The organism is Nocardia barduliensis (assembly GCF_013315795.1).
Taxonomy (GTDB): domain Bacteria; phylum Actinomycetota; class Actinomycetes; order Mycobacteriales; family Mycobacteriaceae; genus Nocardia; species Nocardia barduliensis.
Genome location: NZ_JABLTE010000035.1, coordinates 1 through 16,563, shown reverse-complemented (window position 1 = coordinate 16,563; position 16,563 = coordinate 1). Strand labels below are relative to the sequence as shown.

Below are 16,563 nucleotides of genomic sequence, written 5' to 3'. Positions count from 1 at the left end.
CATGCCCGCTGTGCGACTTCCCGACGGGCCATCCACCCCGCCGATCGTGCAGAACCTGCAGATCCTGACCGGGCGCACCCGGACCTGGCGCCGCATGCACAGCCGCTACGGATCGGCCTTCAGCATCCAGCTGCCCCGATTCGGAGACTGCGTCGTGCTCGCCGACCCGGCCGAGATCAAAGCCCTGTTCACCACGAGCACCGACCTCGTCGACAACATCGACGTCAACCTCGGTCAATTCCTCGGGCCGGGCTCGCTGTTCGCGCTGACCGGCGCCGAACACCGCAAGCAGCGCAAACTGCTCACGCCGCCGTTCCACGGCCGCAGGCTGGCCGTGTACGAATCGCTCGTCGAAGAGGAGGCCGTCCGCGAGATGGCCGAGTGGCCGTCGGGCCGCCAGTTCGCGACGATGGACTCGATGATGCGGATCACGCTGAACGTGATCCTGCGCGCGGTCTTCGGCGCCGAGGGCGCGGAGTTCGAGGAGTTGCGCCGGCTGCTGCCCAAACTGGTCCTGATCGCGTCAGCGCTCGCCGCGATCCCGGTTCCCCAGCGTGCGCTGGGCAGATTCGGTCCCTGGGCACGCTTCACGGCCTACCGTCGCCGCTACGACGAGATCGTCGGCCGACTCATCGACCGCGCCACCCGCGACGGAGTCGACGAGCGCGACGACGTGCTGGCGATGATGCTGCAGGCTCGCTACGACGACGGCACGGCCATGTCCCGCGAGGAGATCGCCGACGAACTGCTGACCCTGCTCACCGCCGGGCACGAGACGACGGCGACGACGCTGTCGTGGACGATCGAGCGGTTGCGCAGGCACCCGGATGTCCTGCGCCGCTTGGTCGCCGAAGCCGATGCCGGTGGTTCGCAACTGCGCGAGGCCACGCTGCTGGAGGTGCAGCGCGTACGGCCGGTCATCGACATGACGTTGCGCCAGGTCCGGGCCGATACCTTGCCATTGGGCCGATGGACGTTGCCCAAGGGCCAGAAGATCGTGGTCAACATCCGGTTGATGCACGACAACGAGGACCTCTTCCCGAATGCCCGCGCCTTCGACCCCGACCGGTTCCTCGGGGTCCGTCCTGGCACGTTCAGCTGGATCCCGTTCGGCGGTGGCAGCCGCCGCTGCATCGGCGCCGCGTTCGCCACGATGGAGATGAACGTCGTGCTGCGCACGCTGCTGCGGGACTTCACCCTCGAGCCCACCGCCGCCCGCGACGAGCGCACCCACTTCCGCGGCGTCGCGCTCGTCCCGGCCGGGAAGGGCCGCGCCGTGGTGCACCGGCGCACGCCGCGTCCCGGCGAACGAACGCTCGACCGCGCCGTCGAGGCGACAGCATGAGCGAGCGGTTCACCGACCTCGTCCGCACCCGCGAAAGCAGGAACACCCATGCCCGCACCCGTAGGCCGCTGTCCGGCCGCCACTACTACGGTGTGGTCGCGCTGCTGGAGCGCCGCCTGCGCACCCGCGACGCGGAAGGAGCGCGAGCATGAGCGAACACCTCGACGTCCTGATCGTCGGCGCCGGCCTCTCCGGCATCGGCGCGGCCCACCACCTGCGGGCGGCATTTCCGCGCCGCACCTACGCGATCCTGGAGGCGCGCGACACCATCGGCGGGACCTGGGACCTGTTCCGCTACCCGGGAGTGCGCTCGGACTCCGACATGCACACCCTCGGGTACCGATTCCGCCCGTGGACGCAAGCGGAAGCTATCGCCGACGGTCCCGCGATCCTGCGCTATATCCACCAGACGGCCGCCGACGCCGGCATCGACCGGCACGTCCGCTACGGGCATCGGGTGACCGAAGCGTCCTGGTCCAGCGCCGAGTCACGCTGGTCCGTGCTGGCCGAGCACAACGGCGACACCCGCGAACTCACCTGCGACTTCCTGCTCGTGTGCAGCGGCTACTACCACTACGACGAGGGTTACACACCGCGATTCGCCGGAATCGGCGACTTCCACGGACGGGTGGTGCATCCGCAGCACTGGCCCGAAGACCTCGACTACGCGGGCAAGCGAGTGGTCGTGATCGGCAGCGGCGCCACCGCGATCACCCTGGTACCGGCCCTGACCGCCACCGCCGCGCACGTGACGATGCTGCAACGCTCCCCCACCTACATCCTCCCGGTGCCCGCGCGGGACGCCCTGGCCGACCGGCTGCGCACACTGCTCGGACCGAAACGCGCCTACACCGTGGTCCGGTGGAAGAACGTGCTGGTCAGCACACTCATCTACCAACTGAGCCGGCGGCGTCCCCAGCAGATGCGAAAATTCATCCGCGACTTGACCGTCAAGCGACTGCCGCCGGGCTACGACGTGGACACCCATTTCAAGCCCGTCTATCAGCCGTGGGATCAGCGCCTGTGCCTGGTACCGGACGGAGATCTGTTCCGCGCGATCCGCGACGGCCGCGCCACGGTGGTCACCGATCACATCGAACGATTCACCCCGACCGGGCTGCGCCTGGCCTCCGGGCGCGACCTCGAGGCCGATGTGGTGGTGACCGCCACCGGCCTGCGCCTGCTCGCGCTCGGCGGCATCCGCCTCACGGTGGACGGGCAACAGGTCGCGCTGCCACAAACCATGGCCTACAAGGGAATGATGCTGAGCGGCGTACCGAACTTCGCCTTCACCATCGGCTACACCAACGCGTCCTGGACCCTGAAAGCCGATCTGGTCAGCGAATTCGTCTGCCGGCTGTTGCGGCACATGGACGCGGGCGGCTACCGCCAGACCACCCCGTGGCCGGACTCCACCGTGACGCCGGCGCCACTGCTGGACTTCCAGGCCGGGTACGTACTGCGCGACATCGACCGATTCCCCACAGCGGGCTCCCGGGCTCCGTGGCGGCTGGGCATGAGCTACGCCCACGACGTGCTCACCCTCCGCTACGGCCGCATCGATGACGGCGCCCTCCGCTTCACCCGTGGCGGCGCACCGTCCGACGATCACCACGCCGTGACATCGGGACACGACAAGCGCGCGGCCCCGGGCTCGGGCCGGACACGAGGAACCGAACGGAGTAACTAACCTGATTCTCGTGACCCGCGCCGCGCCCGTATCCCGCACCTCCGCCGACAACGGCTCGGATTCGGCGTTCCGCCGCCGCCTGCTCGACGCCATGGCCGTCGCGGTGCGCGAGCGCGGCTACCAGGAGACCACCGTCGCCGACGTGGTCCGTCACGCCCGCACCTCGCGCCGCACCTTCTACGAGCACTTCAGCAGCAAACAGGACTGCTTCATCGCCCTGTTGAGCGAGCACCACAAGGAGATGATCCAGCGCATCGATTCCGCGGTCGACCCGCACATGCCCTGGCGCACACAGGTGCGCCAGGCCATCGAAGCGTGGATACGCACCGCACGCGAAGAGCCCTCCCTGACCCTCAGCTGGATCCGTGTCGTCCCCGCCCTCGGTGACGACACGCGGCAGTTGCAGCGCGAGGTCGGCGAGGCGTTCGTGACACTGATCCAGAAACTCGCCGACACACCGGAATTCGCCGCCGCCGGACTGCGGCCGCCGTCCCGCCAGGTGGCGACGATCCTGTTCGGCGGCTTCCGGGAACTCATCGCCACCACCGTGGAAGACGGCGACGACATCGCGGGAATCGTCGACGTGGCGGTCGAATCCGCGATCGCGCTGGTCGGACCACACCGCTAGCGCGGCCGCTCCGGCTCCCCGGCGGCGTCGGCGAATGCCGCGTCGGTCAGCACCGGCACCACCTCGCTGCTGTCGAGTTCGGTGGCCACCGCGACATCCTGCGCGAAACCGCCGCCGGAGAGTTCCCGGCCGGAGGCGCAGTCTCGGATCAGCGCCGCGACGTCAGCGACCCCGTCGTGCGCCACGGCTGCGGCATGAGCTTCCGGCGACAGCGGGCCTGCTCCGATACGCGCCAGCGCCGCGGCGACCGCACCCGCACCGAGCCAATCCTCGACCGCGGGCCGCAGTATGTCGCGTCCGGGCCAGTGCTCGCCTGCCGCGATCAAGGCCACCGGCCGCTCAGCACTGCCCCATCCGTGCCGCACGATCCAGCGGGCGACCGCGCCGGCGTTGCGCAGGCACGCCGCGACCACCGGCACCCCGCTGACGGCCGCGGAGATGGCCGACCCATTGGGTGAGGGCAGCACGAGCCGCGCCGCGACCGGCGCGGCCCGCAACGCCGCAGGAGACAGCGACCACGGCTGTCGCTCGGACACCGCTCGCCGCCCCACCGCCAGCCGTGCGTCGTGCCGGTCCGCGAACTCCGCGGCCCCGCCGTCCCGCCACGGGTAGGGCAGCACACGTGTCCCGGCTTCGACCGCCACCGACACCGCCGTGGTGAACGACAGCACGTCGACCACCACCACGCACGCGCTGCCGGGCCCGAGCGCCATCGCACCCGCCGAGCCCCACTCCAGACCCACACCCCAGGGCCGCTGCCGCGCCCACTCGGCGATCTCCCGCATGCACTTCCTCCCATATTCTCCCGCGACGCTCCGGCGTCGCATTCCCATGTCTCCGAAACCTGATGGCGTCCCCGCTGCGTGGCGGGAAGGATGGCGGTCACACCGGAAGCTTCGTGCACCGTTTCGGCAGCCGCGCCGACGCGGCGCCGTGCGGTAGAGGCGGACCCACCGCGACGAGACTGCCTGTCGCGACCACCGCCGATCCGCACCGAACACCTCGCGCAACTGGTCCTCGCTCGATTGGTCGATCTCGAACACAGCGACCTTCCTGCTGAATCGCCGACTACGCGGTCCGCTACTTGATCTCCCGCCGTCACCACCCACTGACGCACCCGGCGGCGGCCGCGACACCGAAAGATCACACCGCAGACGACCGCATATTGGCCGCAGTGTGGCAGATGCTGGGAGTCCGACACCGTCATTGGTTGCCGCGACTGCGGCCGCCTCTGTCTCGTGATTTCGATGCGGAACAGTGCATCGCTGACACCCCCCTTCGCTACCATCGACGCTCGATATGGCGAACTCTCAGCAAAAATTCAGTCTCAATCGACGCAAAAACGATGCATTTAGATGCGATCAGTGCCAGACTTCGAGATGTGAATATCCGCTTGTGCGGGCGCTCCCGCACGGGGCGCGTGAACGCGGCGGTGGCTGTCTCGCTAACGAACCGCCAAGGCGCCGACACTCGCACGCCATGAGGATCACGACCGCTGAGGTTCCAACCGAAGGAAGCAACCCGTTATGCGAAACGCGAAAAGATCATTCTTTCTGGCTACGGCCGTCACCGCCGCCGTCCTAGGGACGTCGGCCTGCGCGGATGACAACGACACGTCCTCCGCTACCTCGACCACCAGTCCGGCCGCCATGACGACGACGGCAGCGCAGACATCGCCCCCCTCGACGGGAACGCCTGCGGCGGCTCCTGTCGGGCCGGGCTGCGCCGCGTATGCCGAGCAGGTGCCGACCGGGCCGGGTTCGGTGGCCGGCATGGCGACCGAACCGGCGTCTGTCGCCGCGGCGAACAACCCCTTGCTCACCACGCTCGTCGCTGCGGTCTCCGGTCAGCTCAACCCGCAGGTGAACCTGGTCGGCACGCTCGACGGCGGCCAGTTCACCGTGTTCGCACCGGTCGACGACGCCTTCGCCAAGGTCGATCCCGCGACGATCGAAACACTGAAGACCGACTCGGCCGCGCTCAACGCGCTCCTCACGTATCACGTGGTGCCAGGGCGCATCGGACCGGGCGAGATCGCCGGAGACCACAAGACCGTCCAAGGCTCCACGGTCACGGTGACCGGCAGCGGCGACGACCTCGAAGTAGCCGGCGCCGGTGTGATCTGCGGTGGCCTGCAGACCGCGAACGCCACCGTGTACTTGATCGACACGGTGTTGACGCCCCCGGCGGCATGAGGCCGACCTCGGGCGGGAGCGGGCGGTGAGCCGCCCGCTCCCGTCCGGTCAACGAACTGCACGCGGCCTCGATGCCCGGGTTCGTCGAGTGGGGCGAGCAGGTGAAACCACCCTCCGGCCGCCGCATGCCCCCGCACCCCCTCGCTTCTGTGGGTCCGCCGCGGTTGGTGGCTGGAGCTCTGACGCGTCCTGCGACGCTGGGCATCAGCTGAGACGCTCTGGCCGGGATTGGCGTGTCTTTTGCGTGTCCGGTCCGATGACCTGCGCAGTTTTGCGACAATAGGTATGGCGACAGACCGGTGTGTGCAACCGAGCGTCTCGTCCTCGCGTCAGAGGCTGCGACTTGCACCGCCGTGAGCATGCGGTGCGTGAGTCGGCGATATCGAGCCGACGTTTTCGGTATGGCGGACGCGCTCGAATCCATTGCGATGCGACAGGCGATCAGCGAAGGAAATCTCGGCATGGCTCAGTATCTTGTGGCAGCGAGTCCGATACCTGGGCATGTGGCGCCGATGCAGGCCGTCGCGAGCGACTTGCGGCAGCGTGGAAATCAGGTGCGCCTGCTTACCGGGACAGGTTTTCGCGCATCCCCCCGAGCGCCGGGCGTCGAATTCTCGGCGCTGCCTCGAGCGGCGGAGGTGGCGCGAGCCGCGCCGCCACGGGGTGGGGTCTTGGACCTGATCAGGCGGTGGCGAACCGGTCGGGCGGAACTGCGATCCGCTTTTCTGGCCCCGCTGCCGGCGCAGTACCGTGCACTGGTCACCGAGTTGGATCGAACGGAATTCGATGCAGTCCTCGTCGACGTGATGTTCACCGGGGCCATTCCGCTGTTGTTGTCGCAGCAGAAGCGTCCGCCGGTGATCGTCTGCGGCGTCGTTCCCTTGATGCTGTCCAGCGCCGACTGCCCGCCGTTCGGGATCGGCTGGCAGCCGCGCCCCGGTCGTGATTACACAGGAATGCATCGGTTTGTGCAGCAGGTGTTGTTCCGGGCGGATCAAGCCAGGCTCGACCTGATTCTGCGCGCGCTCGGCCTGGCGCCCTTGCCGGTTTTTCTGCTGGACTGGCCCCTCCTCGCCGATCGAATCCTGCAGTTCACTGTGCCCGGATTCGAGTACCCGCGCGGTGATCTGCCTCCGTCGGTCGTCTTCACCGGACCGGTTCCGAGCCCCGCTCGCACGGACGCCGAATTGCCGAGTTGGTGGCCGGCCCTCGAGAGCGGGAAGAGAATTGTTCATGTCACACAGGGCACATGGGACAACCGGTGTTTCGATCAGTTGCTCCGCCCGACCCTCACCGCGCTGAGCCGACGCTCCGATGTACTGGTCGTCGCGTGCACCGGCGGCTCACGAACACCCATCGGGCCCCTGCCCCCGAACGCGTACGCGGCCGATTTCCTCCCCTACGAACAGTTGCTACCGCGCGCGGCGGTGATGATCACCAATGGTGGCTACGGCGGCGTCAACCAGGCACTGAGCTACGGGGTGCCCGTGATCGTCGCGGGCGACGCCGCCGACAAGCCGGAAACCGCCGCCCGGGTGGCATACACCGGGGCAGGCGTCGATCTCCGCACCGCATGGCCACGGCCCGCCGCCATCGCGTCGGCCGTCGACACGGTATTGGCCTCCGGCGGCATCCGCGCCACGGCGAGCCGGTTGGCCGCGGAAATGGCGAATCGGTCGCCCTTCGACGTAGTCACGGCCGTACTGGCCGAGGCCGGCTCTGGCCCGCGACCCACCGCGTCCGGTTTTCGGGAACGACATCCGAGTGCGAGCACCGGAGAACGCCGCGCCATGCGGCACCTTCCGACCCTTGGCAGAGGAGGTGGAAGATGATAGGCACGGAACTCGATGCCGCCGGCATCAGGGACCAGCGACTACGCCGGTCGTATCGGATCTGTCGCGAACTCAACGCCCGCCACGGAAAAACCTTTTTTCTCGCCACTCGACTGCTCGCACCCGACCAACGGCCCGCCGTGCACGCGCTGTACGGATTCGCGCGACGTGCTGACGACATCCTGGACGAATTCGATCCGTCGTTGTCCACGGCCGAACGCGGTGCCCGATTGGACGAGCTGGCACGGCAACTGGAGGCGCACGATACCGGTGGCGATCCGGTCGTGGCCGCAGTGCTGCACACCGCCCGGAACTACCGGATACCGAACCACCTGTTCAGCGCGTTCCTGGCCTCGATGCGTCTGGACCTTTCCGTCACCGACTACCCGGACCGCGCCGCGTTGGACCGCTACGTCTACGGTTCGGCGGAGGTGATCGGACTACAGCTGCTGCCGGTACTGGGCACCGAGGACCCGGCGGCGGCCGCGCCGTACGCGGCAGCCCTCGGCAAGGCGTTTCAGCTGACCAACTTCCTGCGCGATGTCGACGAGGACCTGGCTCGTGGTCGCATCTATCTGCCCGCGGACGAGCTGGCCGCAAACGGTGTGGACCGGGAGTTGCTGTCCTGGTGCCGCCGGCATGGCCGAGTCGAGCCGCGAGTGCGTCGCGCGTTGGCGGCACAACACGCGATCACCAGGAGAATCTACGATCACGCGCGCGGCGGGATCGACTTGCTCGCGCCCCGCTCGCGGCCATGCGTGACGACCGCGTCGAGGCTGTACGCGGAAATACTCGACCGCATCGAAGCCGCTGATTTCGAGGTGTTCGGCCGACGTGCCAGCGTCGGAACCGGTCGGCGACTACAGGTCGGCGCGGCAGGCCAGCTGCGAGCGTGGTGGGCCCGGCGACCAGCCGCAGCGGCTGCTCCGAAATCCTCGCCCGCGACGCCGAGCGATTCCGCGTTTCCACTCGATTCCGCCGATTCGCGCGAATGAGGAGTTGGTATGGACCATTGGCGTTATCTCCTTGTTCTCCTCGCCTGCCTGGCGCTGACCGCTCCGCTGGAGTTCCTCGGTCCCGGTGTCTACCGCAGGCCGCGGCTGCTGCTCGGCGCCCTGCTGCCCACCGTCACGGTGTTCGTGGTCTGGGACCTGCTGGCGTCTTCCGCCGGCGTGTGGGACTTCAATCCCCGCTATCTCCTCGGTGTGTTCCTGCCCGACGGGATTCCGCTGGAAGAGCTGCTGTTCTTCTTCGTCGTCCCCCTGTGCGGGCTGCTGACCTATGTCGCGGTCGAATCGCTGCTCGACCTGGGTCGCCGCCGCGCAGGCAGAAACGCGTCGAAAGGGTTACGGCGATGAGCGTCGCGGGTGCGGGCTACACGCTGCCCGCCGTTGTGGCGGTCGTCGTGGTGTGTCTGGCCGAGTGCACGCTGTTGCGGACCGGACTGTTTCGGCGACCCGGCTACTGGCTGACGATGCTGATCGTCCTGGGGTTCCAGATCCCCGTCGACGGGTGGTTGACCAGGCTCGACGCACCGATCGTGCGGTACAACCCGGACCACATCCTCGGACTTCGATTTCCATGGGACATCCCGGTGGAAGACTTCTTGTTCGGCTTCGCCTTGGTGACGTCGGCGCTACTCGGCTGGGAATGGACACGGCAGCGGCAGCGGGACGTGCGGCAATGAGACTCGGTGTGTCCAGTTCTCGCCGGGGTGGGGATCCCCGGCGAGTGCGCTATCCGGCAGTTCCGGGGCACATGAACGTCGGCCGGGACGGGCAGCGGCCGCGGGCCGTCGTGGTCGGCGCCGGCATCGCGGGCTTGGCGGCCGCGACGGGATTGGCCGAACGAGGATTCCACGTCGAGGTGATCGAACGCGAGCGGTACCTGGGTGGACGCGTCGGGGGCTGGACCGAACAGCTGCCCGACCGCAGCGCGGTCGGCATGAATCGTGGCTTCCACGCCTTCTTCGCGCAGTACTACAACCTGCGGAAATTGCTGGCTCGCACCGATCCCGGATTACGCAGGCTGCGGCGGCTGGACGACTACCCGCTCATCGACGCCGAGGGCCGCCGCGACACCTTCCGCCATCTGCCGAGCACCCCGCCGTGGAACGCGCTCGCTTTCGCGCTGCGCAGCCCGACCTTTCGACTGCGCGACCTGATCCGCATGGACCCACGCGCTGCCGCGCCGCTGGCCGCGGTCTCGGTGCCGGACATCTACCACCGGATCGATCACCTGGACGCGGACACATTCCTGCGTCGAATCAACTTCCCGGACGCGGCCCGCCACCTGGCGTTCGATGTCTTCTCGCGCAGTTTCTTCGTCGCGCCGCAGCACATGTCCGCCGCCGAACTGGCGGTGATGTTCCACATCTACTTCCTGGGCTCCGGTGAAGGCCTGATCTTCGATGTGGCGGAGGACAATTTCGATGTCAGTCTGTGGACACCGCTCGCGGACTACCTCACCGCGCCCCACGTGCCCGAGCGGCCGGGCACGGTCCGTTTCCACAGGGGCGTCTCCGTCCAGCGAATCGACGCCGACGGGGCGACCGGGTTCCGGCTGTTCGATGACACCGGCGCCGAGATGATCGCCGAATCAGTGGTGCTCGCCGTCGATGTCGCCGGGCTGCGTCGCGTCGTCGCCGCGTCACCGACGCTCGGCGATGCCCCGTGGCGTGCACAAGTCGCCCACCTGGCTGTCGCACCGTCCTTCGCTGTGCATCGCCTGTGGCTGGACCGACCGGTGCGCATCCACCGTCCAGGTTTTCTCGGCACCGGAAATCTCGATCCGCTCGACAACATCAGCGTGGTCGACAGATACGAGAAGCAAGCAGCGGACTGGGCGCGGAGAAACGGTGGGAGCGTCCTCGAGTTGCACGCCTATGCCGTCGCGGACCACATCCCGCACGACGCGGCACGCCATGCGGTGCGCGAGCGGTTGCTGGCCCGGTTGTACGAGATCTACCCCGAGGTCGCCGACGCCCGCATCGTGGGAGAGAAGACGCTGTGGCGGCAGGATTGCCCCCGATTCGCACCAGGGGACTTCGCTCGGCGGCCCGGCGTGTCCACCCCACATCCCCGGTTGGTGCTGGCCGGCGACGGGATACGTGTCGACTTGCCGGTCGCTCTCATGGAACGGGCCGCGACAACCGGATGGATCGCGGCGAACACCCTGCTGCGTCAGTGGTCCGGCGCGGGACACGATTTGCAGACGGTCCCGAGCCAGGGTCGATCGGCGATCCTGCGCACACTCGCCACTCGTCAGAGGACACCATGAGCAAGCGCGCCGAGTTCGGCAGACGGCCGAAAGGAAATCCACTACAGCGATTCTCGCCCGAGGATCGGTCCCGGCGGCAACCGACCCACCGGGACGCGGACCCCGGTCTGATCGCCGCCGCACTGCGATGGTCACAACAGCGGCCGTCGGGTAACTGGTACGCCTTCGCCGCCAGTCGCGATATCGGTCGTGATCGCCCGTACGGGACCACCATCGGCGGGGTCGAACTCGTTGCCTGGCGCGACGAGCGGAACACCCTGCACGTCGGTCCGGGAGCGTGTCCGCACCTGGGAGCACCGCTCGACGACGCCGAGGTCGACGACGCCGCGCTGATCTGCCGGTGGCACGGTCTGCGGGTGGAAGCGACCGGGTTCGCTCGATGGCGCTCGCTACCCGGCTACGACGACGGTGTACTGGCCTGGGTGCGCCTCGACACGATCGGACAGCAGACAGCCACCGACGCTCCGATCCTCGGCCCTCGCCCCAACGACACCACCGTGCACGCGGTGACGCGCTTGACCGGCGTCTGCGAGCCCCGCGACATCATCGAGAACCGACTCGACCCATGGCACGGCTCCTGGTTGCATCCTTACTCGTTCACCCGTCTGGATGTGACACAGGCTCCGCCGCGGCACGACATCACCGAGGAGAACCACCGGTTCGTGCTCACCGTGACGTTCCGGGTGAGCCGGCGGCTCGGCATACCGGTCGAGGCCGAGTTCACGTGTCCGGATCCGCGCACGATCGTCATGCGAATCGTGGCCGGTGAGGGAACCGGAAGCGTGGTCGAAACCCACGCGACGCCGCTGGGTCACGGCCCCGACGGCCGACCGCGCACCGCCGTGATCGAAGCTGTGATCGCGAATTCGGAGCGGCCGGGGTTCCGGTACGCGCGTCGAGCCCTGCCGGTGTTGCGCCCGCTGATGACTCGCGCCGCCGCCCGGCTGTGGCGCGACGACCTGGCGTACGCCGAGCGCCGGTATCAGCTGCGCACCCGCCGGCGGTAGACGCGCCCTCGAGCACTCGCCCGTCCTCGTGGAAGAAGCATCGGTACTGTCCGGAACAGTAAGGCGCGTGGCCGACGCGCAAAATAATCGCGTTCACCGCGATCCTGAACTACCCCGGAATGGATATGTCATCACCTCACGGAATCCCGTGCTCGAAACCCTGACTCGCCCGTCTCGACCACTACCCGGCAGCCGTTCGACGGCACGCTGCCGAAAGTGATGTGCCTCAGTCGAATTGCCCATGCCGGTCCTCAGCGCTGGTCACTTACCTGCGCGTAGGTAACCCGGTGGAACGTGCGTACTCGGCCCGTACCGAGCGACGGTAAGAAACTACGAAGGTCGGCATCCCGCCGTCGCAGCGCCCGTGCGCCATCTGCGCCGCGCTGCAGTACCGACCGCCAGGGGCGAAATGAGCAGCAGCCGAGACGAAACAGCGATCCGCCACATCATCGATGAATGGGTCGAAGCCTTCCGGTGGCTCGTAGTCCACCACCACACCTCCGCCCCTACGGATTTCGAGACGGGGTCCGCCGTGCTCGATCTCGTTCCATAACAGGAACCAGGGGCCGCCACCCGAGAGCCACCCTACCGGTGACCACACTGCCGCCACCGGGGCGCCCTCCGGCACAGGGGTGATCGCGGAGGTCAAACCCGCCGCATCACCGAAACGACCTTCCCCAGCACGATCGCTTCGTCGCCGTCGATCACCTCGTACGCCGGGTTGCGCGGCTCCAGATACACGTGACCGTTGCGTCGCCGATACACCTTCACCGTGGCCTCCCCATCGATCATCGCCGCCACTATCTCGCCGGAATGCGCCTCGTGCTGCTTGCGCACCACCACGATGTCACCGTCGCAGATCGCCGCCTCGATCATCGAATCGCCCCGCACCCGCAGCCCGAACACCGTGCCCCGTCCGACGAGCTCGCGCGGCAACGTCATCGTGTCGTCGGCGTGCTCCTCGGCCAGGATCGGAGCGCCCGCCGCGATATCGCCGACCACCGGCACTGCCACCGCGTCCTCCGCGATCTCCCGCCGCGCCGACGTCTGCAGGAACATCCGCACGTCGATCGGACGCGACACCGTCCGGCTGCGCCGCAGAAAACCACGCTCCTCCAGGCTCCGCAAATGCTTGGACACCGACGACGCCGACCGCAGACCCACCGCATCACCGATCTCGCGCGTGTTCGGCGGATACCCGTACCGCAGCACCCAGTCCCGGATCGTGAGGAGAATTCGCTGCTGTCGCGGCGGCAACGTCGAGGTGTCGAGATGCTCGAACGCGTCGAGCTGGTCGTATCCGGTCACCCGGGGAATGGTAGAGGCACAGGCGGACGACCCGTGCCGGTTACCCGTCGACCACACCAGCGCCAGCGGATGGGCCGGGGTGGGCCGACGATCGCCAAAACGCCGCACGTTCGGACGCGGCCAACCACCGCACCGCCGTGACCTACTGTCCGGGTACGACCTCGGCCCGCGGCGGCCGGAATACGTCCACCTCCGCGATCGGACTCGCATAGCCCTCGACCTCCACCAGTGTGAGCTGCCCCGCGCACCCCTGACTCAGCGTGGAGGAGGCACGGTCGGCGATGAGCACGTTCGGATTACCGTGACGGCAGAACCTCGGGTCGGCCGGGTCGGGGTCGTACCACGCCCCGGTGGACAGCCGCACCACACCAGCCCGCACCCCGTCGTCGACCACGAGTCCGGCCAGACAACTACCCCGCTCGTTGAACACCCGCACGATCGCACCCGCACGCAGACCACGCGCGGCGGCGTCCGAGGGGTGCATCCGAATCGGCTCCCGCCCAGCGATTTTCACCGACCGGCTGTGCGCCCCCACGTCGAGCTGGCTGTGCAGCTTGGTCCGCGGCTGGTTCGCCACCAACTGCAACGGGTACCGCTCGGCTGCCGGACCACCGAGCCACTCCTCCGGCTCCAACCACACCGGATGTCCCGGACAATCGGCGTAGCCGAAACCGGCGATGGTCGCGGAGAAGAGCTCGATCTTTCCGCTGGGCGTGGTGAGCGGATGCCGGGCCGGGTCGGCCCGGAAATCCGCCGCGAGCACCTGCCGCGGGTCGAGCACCGGAAGCTCGAGGCACTCGCCCGTCCAGAACGCATCGAAATCCGGCAGCTCGTGGCCCGCACGCGACTGCGCGAGGCGCCACTGCTCGTACAGATGCCGCAACCATTCACCGGCGGAGCGCCCCTCGGTGAACTGCGGGCCGACACCGAGCCGATCGGCCGCCGCGGCGAAAATCGAATAGTCATCGTGCGCCTCGGCACGCGGGCGGGTCAGCGCCCTCATGGGAAAGAACACGCTGTCGCCCTCACCGACGCCGAAATCGTCGCGTTCGATGGACATCGTCGACGGCAGCACGATGTCGGCGTGCCGCGCGGTCGCCGTCCAGAACGCATCGTGCACCACGACCGTGTCCGGACGCGTGAACGCCGTACGCAACCGGGCCAGGTCCTGGTGGTGATGGAACGGGTTCCCGCCGCACCAATACACCAACCGCACATCCGGATAAACCAGCTCCCGGCCGTTGTACCGGTAACGCATACCGGGGTTCAGCAGCATGTCCGCGATCCGTGCGACCGGAATGAAGACGTCGATGCCGTTGCGCCCCTGCGGAAGCCGCGGCACCGGCACACGCGCCGGTTCACCTACGCCGGCGGCCGACCCGTAACCGTGCCCGAACCCGCCGCCGGGAAGCCCGATCTGCCCGAGCATCGCCGCGAGCGCCACACCAGCCCACAACGGCTGCTCACCATGCCGCGCGCGCTGCAGTGACCAGCTCACCGTCACCAGCGTCCGCACGGCCGCCATCTCACGTGCCAGCGCCCGAATACGGTTCGCGGGAACGCCGGTGATCGCCGCCGCCCACTCCGGATCCTTCGCGACGCCGTCCACCGCGCCACGCAGGTACGCCGAGAAGCGGTCGTAGCCGACCGTGTATTCGCGCAGAAACTCCTGGTCCGCCAAGCCTTCCGCATCCAGCACCTGAGCGAGCGCGAGCATCATCGCCACGTCGGTCCCCGGCAGCGGCGCGATCCATTCCGCTTCGCTCTCGGGCGGGGTGTCGTCGCGCAGCGGACTGATCGACACGAACCGGCAGCCCCGCGCCCGCGCCGCCGCGATCCAGCCGCGGGTGTTGTGCCGCGAGACACCGCCCGGCGACACCGCCGCGTTCTTCGGCGACAGACCGCCGAAAGCCACCACCAGCTCGGAATGTTCGGCCAGCACGGTCTTGGCCGTCGCCCGTTGCGTCACCCAGCCGATATCGCCGAGGACATAGGGCAGGAACACCGTCGACGTGCCCAGACTGTAGCTGTTCACGTACCGGACGTAGCCACCGAGACAGTTCAGGAACCGGTGCAACTGACTCTGCGCGTGATGGAAGCGGCCCGCACTGGCCCAGCCGTACGAACCGCCGTACACCGCCTCCGCCCCGTACCGCCCGTACACCCGCCGCAGCTCGGCGGCCAGCAAGTCCAACGCTCGGTCCCACGAGACCGGGACGAAGGACTCCGAGCCGCGCGGACCGGCGCCAGGCCCGTGCTCCAGCCAGCCGCGCCGGATGTACGGCTGGTCGATCCGAGTGGGATGATGCTGCGCGGACGCGACATTGTCGATCAGCGGCGTCGGTTCCGGGTCACCACGCCACGGCCGGACCCCCGTGAGCCGTTCACCATCGCTGTCCGCCTCGAACGCGCCCCAGTGAGTCAGATGCGTGGTCACCGTCCCACCGTAGCCGCGCCCACCGACACCACGCCCGCCGCTCGTTCCCGATCCCGCGCCCGGCTCAGGCGGATTGCCGACGCAGCTCGAAGATGCGGAACACCCTGCCGCCGGATAGTTCGTATTCCATCGCGTAACCCGGCCAGAACGCGACCGCGCGATCCCAGAACGGCTTTCGTTCCACGCCGGTGATCTCCCGTACCGTCACCGAGAACTGCTCCCCTTTGTGCCGAACCGAGGCGGTCTGCGCGGCGCGCAGATTCGCCGACCACGCGGGATGCGCGCGACTTCCCCAATTCGACCCGAGGACGACGAAGTCCGCACCGTGCGGGACATACAGCAGCGACGTGGTGCGCGGTATCCCGGTCTTGCGCCCTGCCACGGTGACTTCGATCGACGGCAACCCCGCCACGTCCAGGACGCCCATCCGCCCACCGCTCACCCGCCGGAGCAGGCGCTCCAACCGGAGCACGACCGGCGCCGACCGCATCACCCAGCGCTGCTGGGCGACGCGCCGGGCCACTCGCGGCAACGGATTCGAGACCATAGTCGAATCCTGACACGCCCCCGGGACAGGGCGGCCTCCGCAAACCGCGAACGGAGGGGCATGTCACATGCGAGTATCCACCCCCCTGCTCCTTGCTTGGTTTGTTTTAGGTGCCTGTGGAAGGCCACTATCGATTCGATTGATTGTTGGATGCGCATATCTACGTAGCCATATGTTTTACTGCTGCCACGCAGGGGCATCGAAAGGTGCCGCGACTCTTCTCCACGCACGCCTCCCCACTCCCCGGAACGCGGACATGCTGCTGAACCCCGGTATGCGTTACCGGTACAACGGC

General features: G+C 68.2%; 15 protein-coding genes. 11 read left to right on the top strand and 4 right to left on the bottom strand.

Going from position 1 to position 16,563, the window contains the following annotated elements:
• The first annotated feature begins 1 nt into the window (after window position 1).
• From HOV91_RS16910 to HOV91_RS16895, 4 genes are read left to right on the top strand one after another with little or no spacing between them, the layout of a single operon-like run.
• Window positions 2-1,345: a cytochrome P450 gene (locus HOV91_RS16910; protein WP_174186363.1), complete on the top strand. Its 1,344-nt coding sequence runs from the start codon at window positions 2-4 to the stop codon at window positions 1,343-1,345.
• Window positions 1,342-1,497: a hypothetical protein gene (locus HOV91_RS16905; RefSeq protein WP_174186362.1), complete on the top strand. Its 156-nt coding sequence runs from the start codon at window positions 1,342-1,344 to the stop codon at window positions 1,495-1,497. Before HOV91_RS16910 ends, HOV91_RS16905 begins: the two co-directional genes overlap by 4 nt.
• Entirely contained in the window at window positions 1,494-3,035 is a 1,542-nt protein-coding gene (locus HOV91_RS16900) for a flavin-containing monooxygenase (protein WP_174186361.1), read from the top strand. The genes HOV91_RS16905 and HOV91_RS16900 overlap by 4 nt, the downstream gene beginning before the upstream one ends.
• 10 nt (window positions 3,036-3,045) lie before the next feature.
• Complete coding sequence (locus HOV91_RS16895) at window positions 3,046-3,663, top strand: TetR/AcrR family transcriptional regulator (RefSeq protein ID WP_312884659.1); 618 nt, start codon at window positions 3,046-3,048, stop codon at window positions 3,661-3,663.
• Here HOV91_RS16895 and HOV91_RS16890 read toward each other — a convergent pair.
• Window positions 3,660-4,448 (bottom strand): 2-phosphosulfolactate phosphatase, encoded by a 789-nt coding sequence (locus HOV91_RS16890; RefSeq protein WP_174186360.1) that lies wholly within the window; start codon window positions 4,446-4,448, stop codon window positions 3,660-3,662. The two genes, HOV91_RS16895 and HOV91_RS16890, sit on opposite strands and share 4 nt — an antisense overlap.
• 864 nt (window positions 4,449-5,312) lie before the next feature.
• Here HOV91_RS16890 and HOV91_RS16885 point away from each other — a divergent pair.
• From HOV91_RS16885 to HOV91_RS16855, 7 genes are all read left to right on the top strand, one after another.
• Complete coding sequence (locus tag HOV91_RS16885) at window positions 5,313-5,858, top strand: fasciclin domain-containing protein (protein ID WP_438822675.1); 546 nt, start codon at window positions 5,313-5,315, stop codon at window positions 5,856-5,858.
• Between the two features lie 671 nt (window positions 5,859-6,529).
• Window positions 6,530-7,690 carry a glycosyltransferase gene (locus HOV91_RS16880; protein WP_246350263.1) on the top strand — a complete coding sequence of 387 codons (1,161 nt, stop codon included), beginning with the start codon at window positions 6,530-6,532 and terminating at the stop codon, window positions 7,688-7,690.
• A complete protein-coding gene (locus HOV91_RS16875; protein ID WP_174186357.1) occupies window positions 7,687-8,685 on the top strand; it encodes a phytoene/squalene synthase family protein in 999 nt (332 codons plus the stop codon). The genes HOV91_RS16880 and HOV91_RS16875 overlap by 4 nt, the downstream gene beginning before the upstream one ends.
• Before the next feature lie 9 nt (window positions 8,686-8,694).
• On the top strand, window positions 8,695-9,048 hold the full coding sequence (locus HOV91_RS16870; RefSeq protein ID WP_174186356.1) for a lycopene cyclase domain-containing protein: 354 nt from the start codon (window positions 8,695-8,697) through the stop codon (window positions 9,046-9,048).
• Complete coding sequence (locus HOV91_RS16865; RefSeq protein ID WP_174186355.1) at window positions 9,045-9,377, top strand: lycopene cyclase domain-containing protein; 333 nt, start codon at window positions 9,045-9,047, stop codon at window positions 9,375-9,377. Before HOV91_RS16870 ends, HOV91_RS16865 begins: the two co-directional genes overlap by 4 nt.
• Window positions 9,374-10,969 carry an FAD-dependent oxidoreductase gene (locus HOV91_RS16860; RefSeq protein ID WP_174186354.1) on the top strand — a complete coding sequence of 532 codons (1,596 nt, stop codon included), beginning with the start codon at window positions 9,374-9,376 and terminating at the stop codon, window positions 10,967-10,969. Before HOV91_RS16865 ends, HOV91_RS16860 begins: the two co-directional genes overlap by 4 nt.
• Entirely contained in the window at window positions 10,966-11,976 is a 1,011-nt protein-coding gene (locus tag HOV91_RS16855; protein WP_174186353.1) for a DUF5914 domain-containing protein, read from the top strand. The genes HOV91_RS16860 and HOV91_RS16855 overlap by 4 nt, the downstream gene beginning before the upstream one ends.
• Window positions 11,977-12,621: 645 nt before the next feature.
• Here the strand turns inward: HOV91_RS16855 and lexA are convergent.
• The 3 genes from lexA to HOV91_RS16840 form a co-directional block, all read right to left on the bottom strand.
• The gene (gene lexA, locus HOV91_RS16850) at window positions 12,622-13,284 is read right to left on the bottom strand and encodes a transcriptional repressor LexA (protein ID WP_174186352.1); all 663 of its coding nucleotides are present in this window, start codon (window positions 13,282-13,284) and stop codon (window positions 12,622-12,624) included.
• Between the two features lie 142 nt (window positions 13,285-13,426).
• On the bottom strand, window positions 13,427-15,721 hold the full coding sequence (locus HOV91_RS16845) for a molybdopterin-dependent oxidoreductase (RefSeq protein ID WP_174186351.1): 2,295 nt from the start codon (window positions 15,719-15,721) through the stop codon (window positions 13,427-13,429).
• Between the two features lie 64 nt (window positions 15,722-15,785).
• Window positions 15,786-16,268, bottom strand: a complete 483-nt coding sequence (locus HOV91_RS16840) for a nitroreductase family deazaflavin-dependent oxidoreductase (protein WP_174186350.1) — start codon at window positions 16,266-16,268, stop codon at window positions 15,786-15,788.
• Window positions 16,269-16,563: the final 295 nt, after the last annotated feature.

Coding starts and splice junctions, on each gene's coding strand:
- HOV91_RS16910 (WP_174186363.1), top strand. CDS start 2: ATGCCCGCTGTGCGACTTCCCGACGGGCCATCCACCCCGCCGATCGTG.
- HOV91_RS16860 (WP_174186354.1), top strand. CDS start 9,374: ATGAGACTCGGTGTGTCCAGTTCTCGCCGGGGTGGGGATCCCCGGCGA.
- HOV91_RS16890 (WP_174186360.1), bottom strand. CDS start 4,448: ATGCGGGAGATCGCCGAGTGGGCGCGGCAGCGGCCCTGGGGTGTGGGT.
- HOV91_RS16840 (WP_174186350.1), bottom strand. CDS start 16,268: ATGGTCTCGAATCCGTTGCCGCGAGTGGCCCGGCGCGTCGCCCAGCAG.
- HOV91_RS16900 (WP_174186361.1), top strand. CDS start 1,494: ATGAGCGAACACCTCGACGTCCTGATCGTCGGCGCCGGCCTCTCCGGC.
- HOV91_RS16875 (WP_174186357.1), top strand. CDS start 7,687: ATGATAGGCACGGAACTCGATGCCGCCGGCATCAGGGACCAGCGACTA.
- HOV91_RS16865 (WP_174186355.1), top strand. CDS start 9,045: ATGAGCGTCGCGGGTGCGGGCTACACGCTGCCCGCCGTTGTGGCGGTC.
- HOV91_RS16905 (WP_174186362.1), top strand. CDS start 1,342: ATGAGCGAGCGGTTCACCGACCTCGTCCGCACCCGCGAAAGCAGGAAC.
- HOV91_RS16870 (WP_174186356.1), top strand. CDS start 8,695: ATGGACCATTGGCGTTATCTCCTTGTTCTCCTCGCCTGCCTGGCGCTG.
- HOV91_RS16855 (WP_174186353.1), top strand. CDS start 10,966: ATGAGCAAGCGCGCCGAGTTCGGCAGACGGCCGAAAGGAAATCCACTA.
- HOV91_RS16885 (WP_438822675.1), top strand. CDS start 5,313: ATGACGACGACGGCAGCGCAGACATCGCCCCCCTCGACGGGAACGCCT.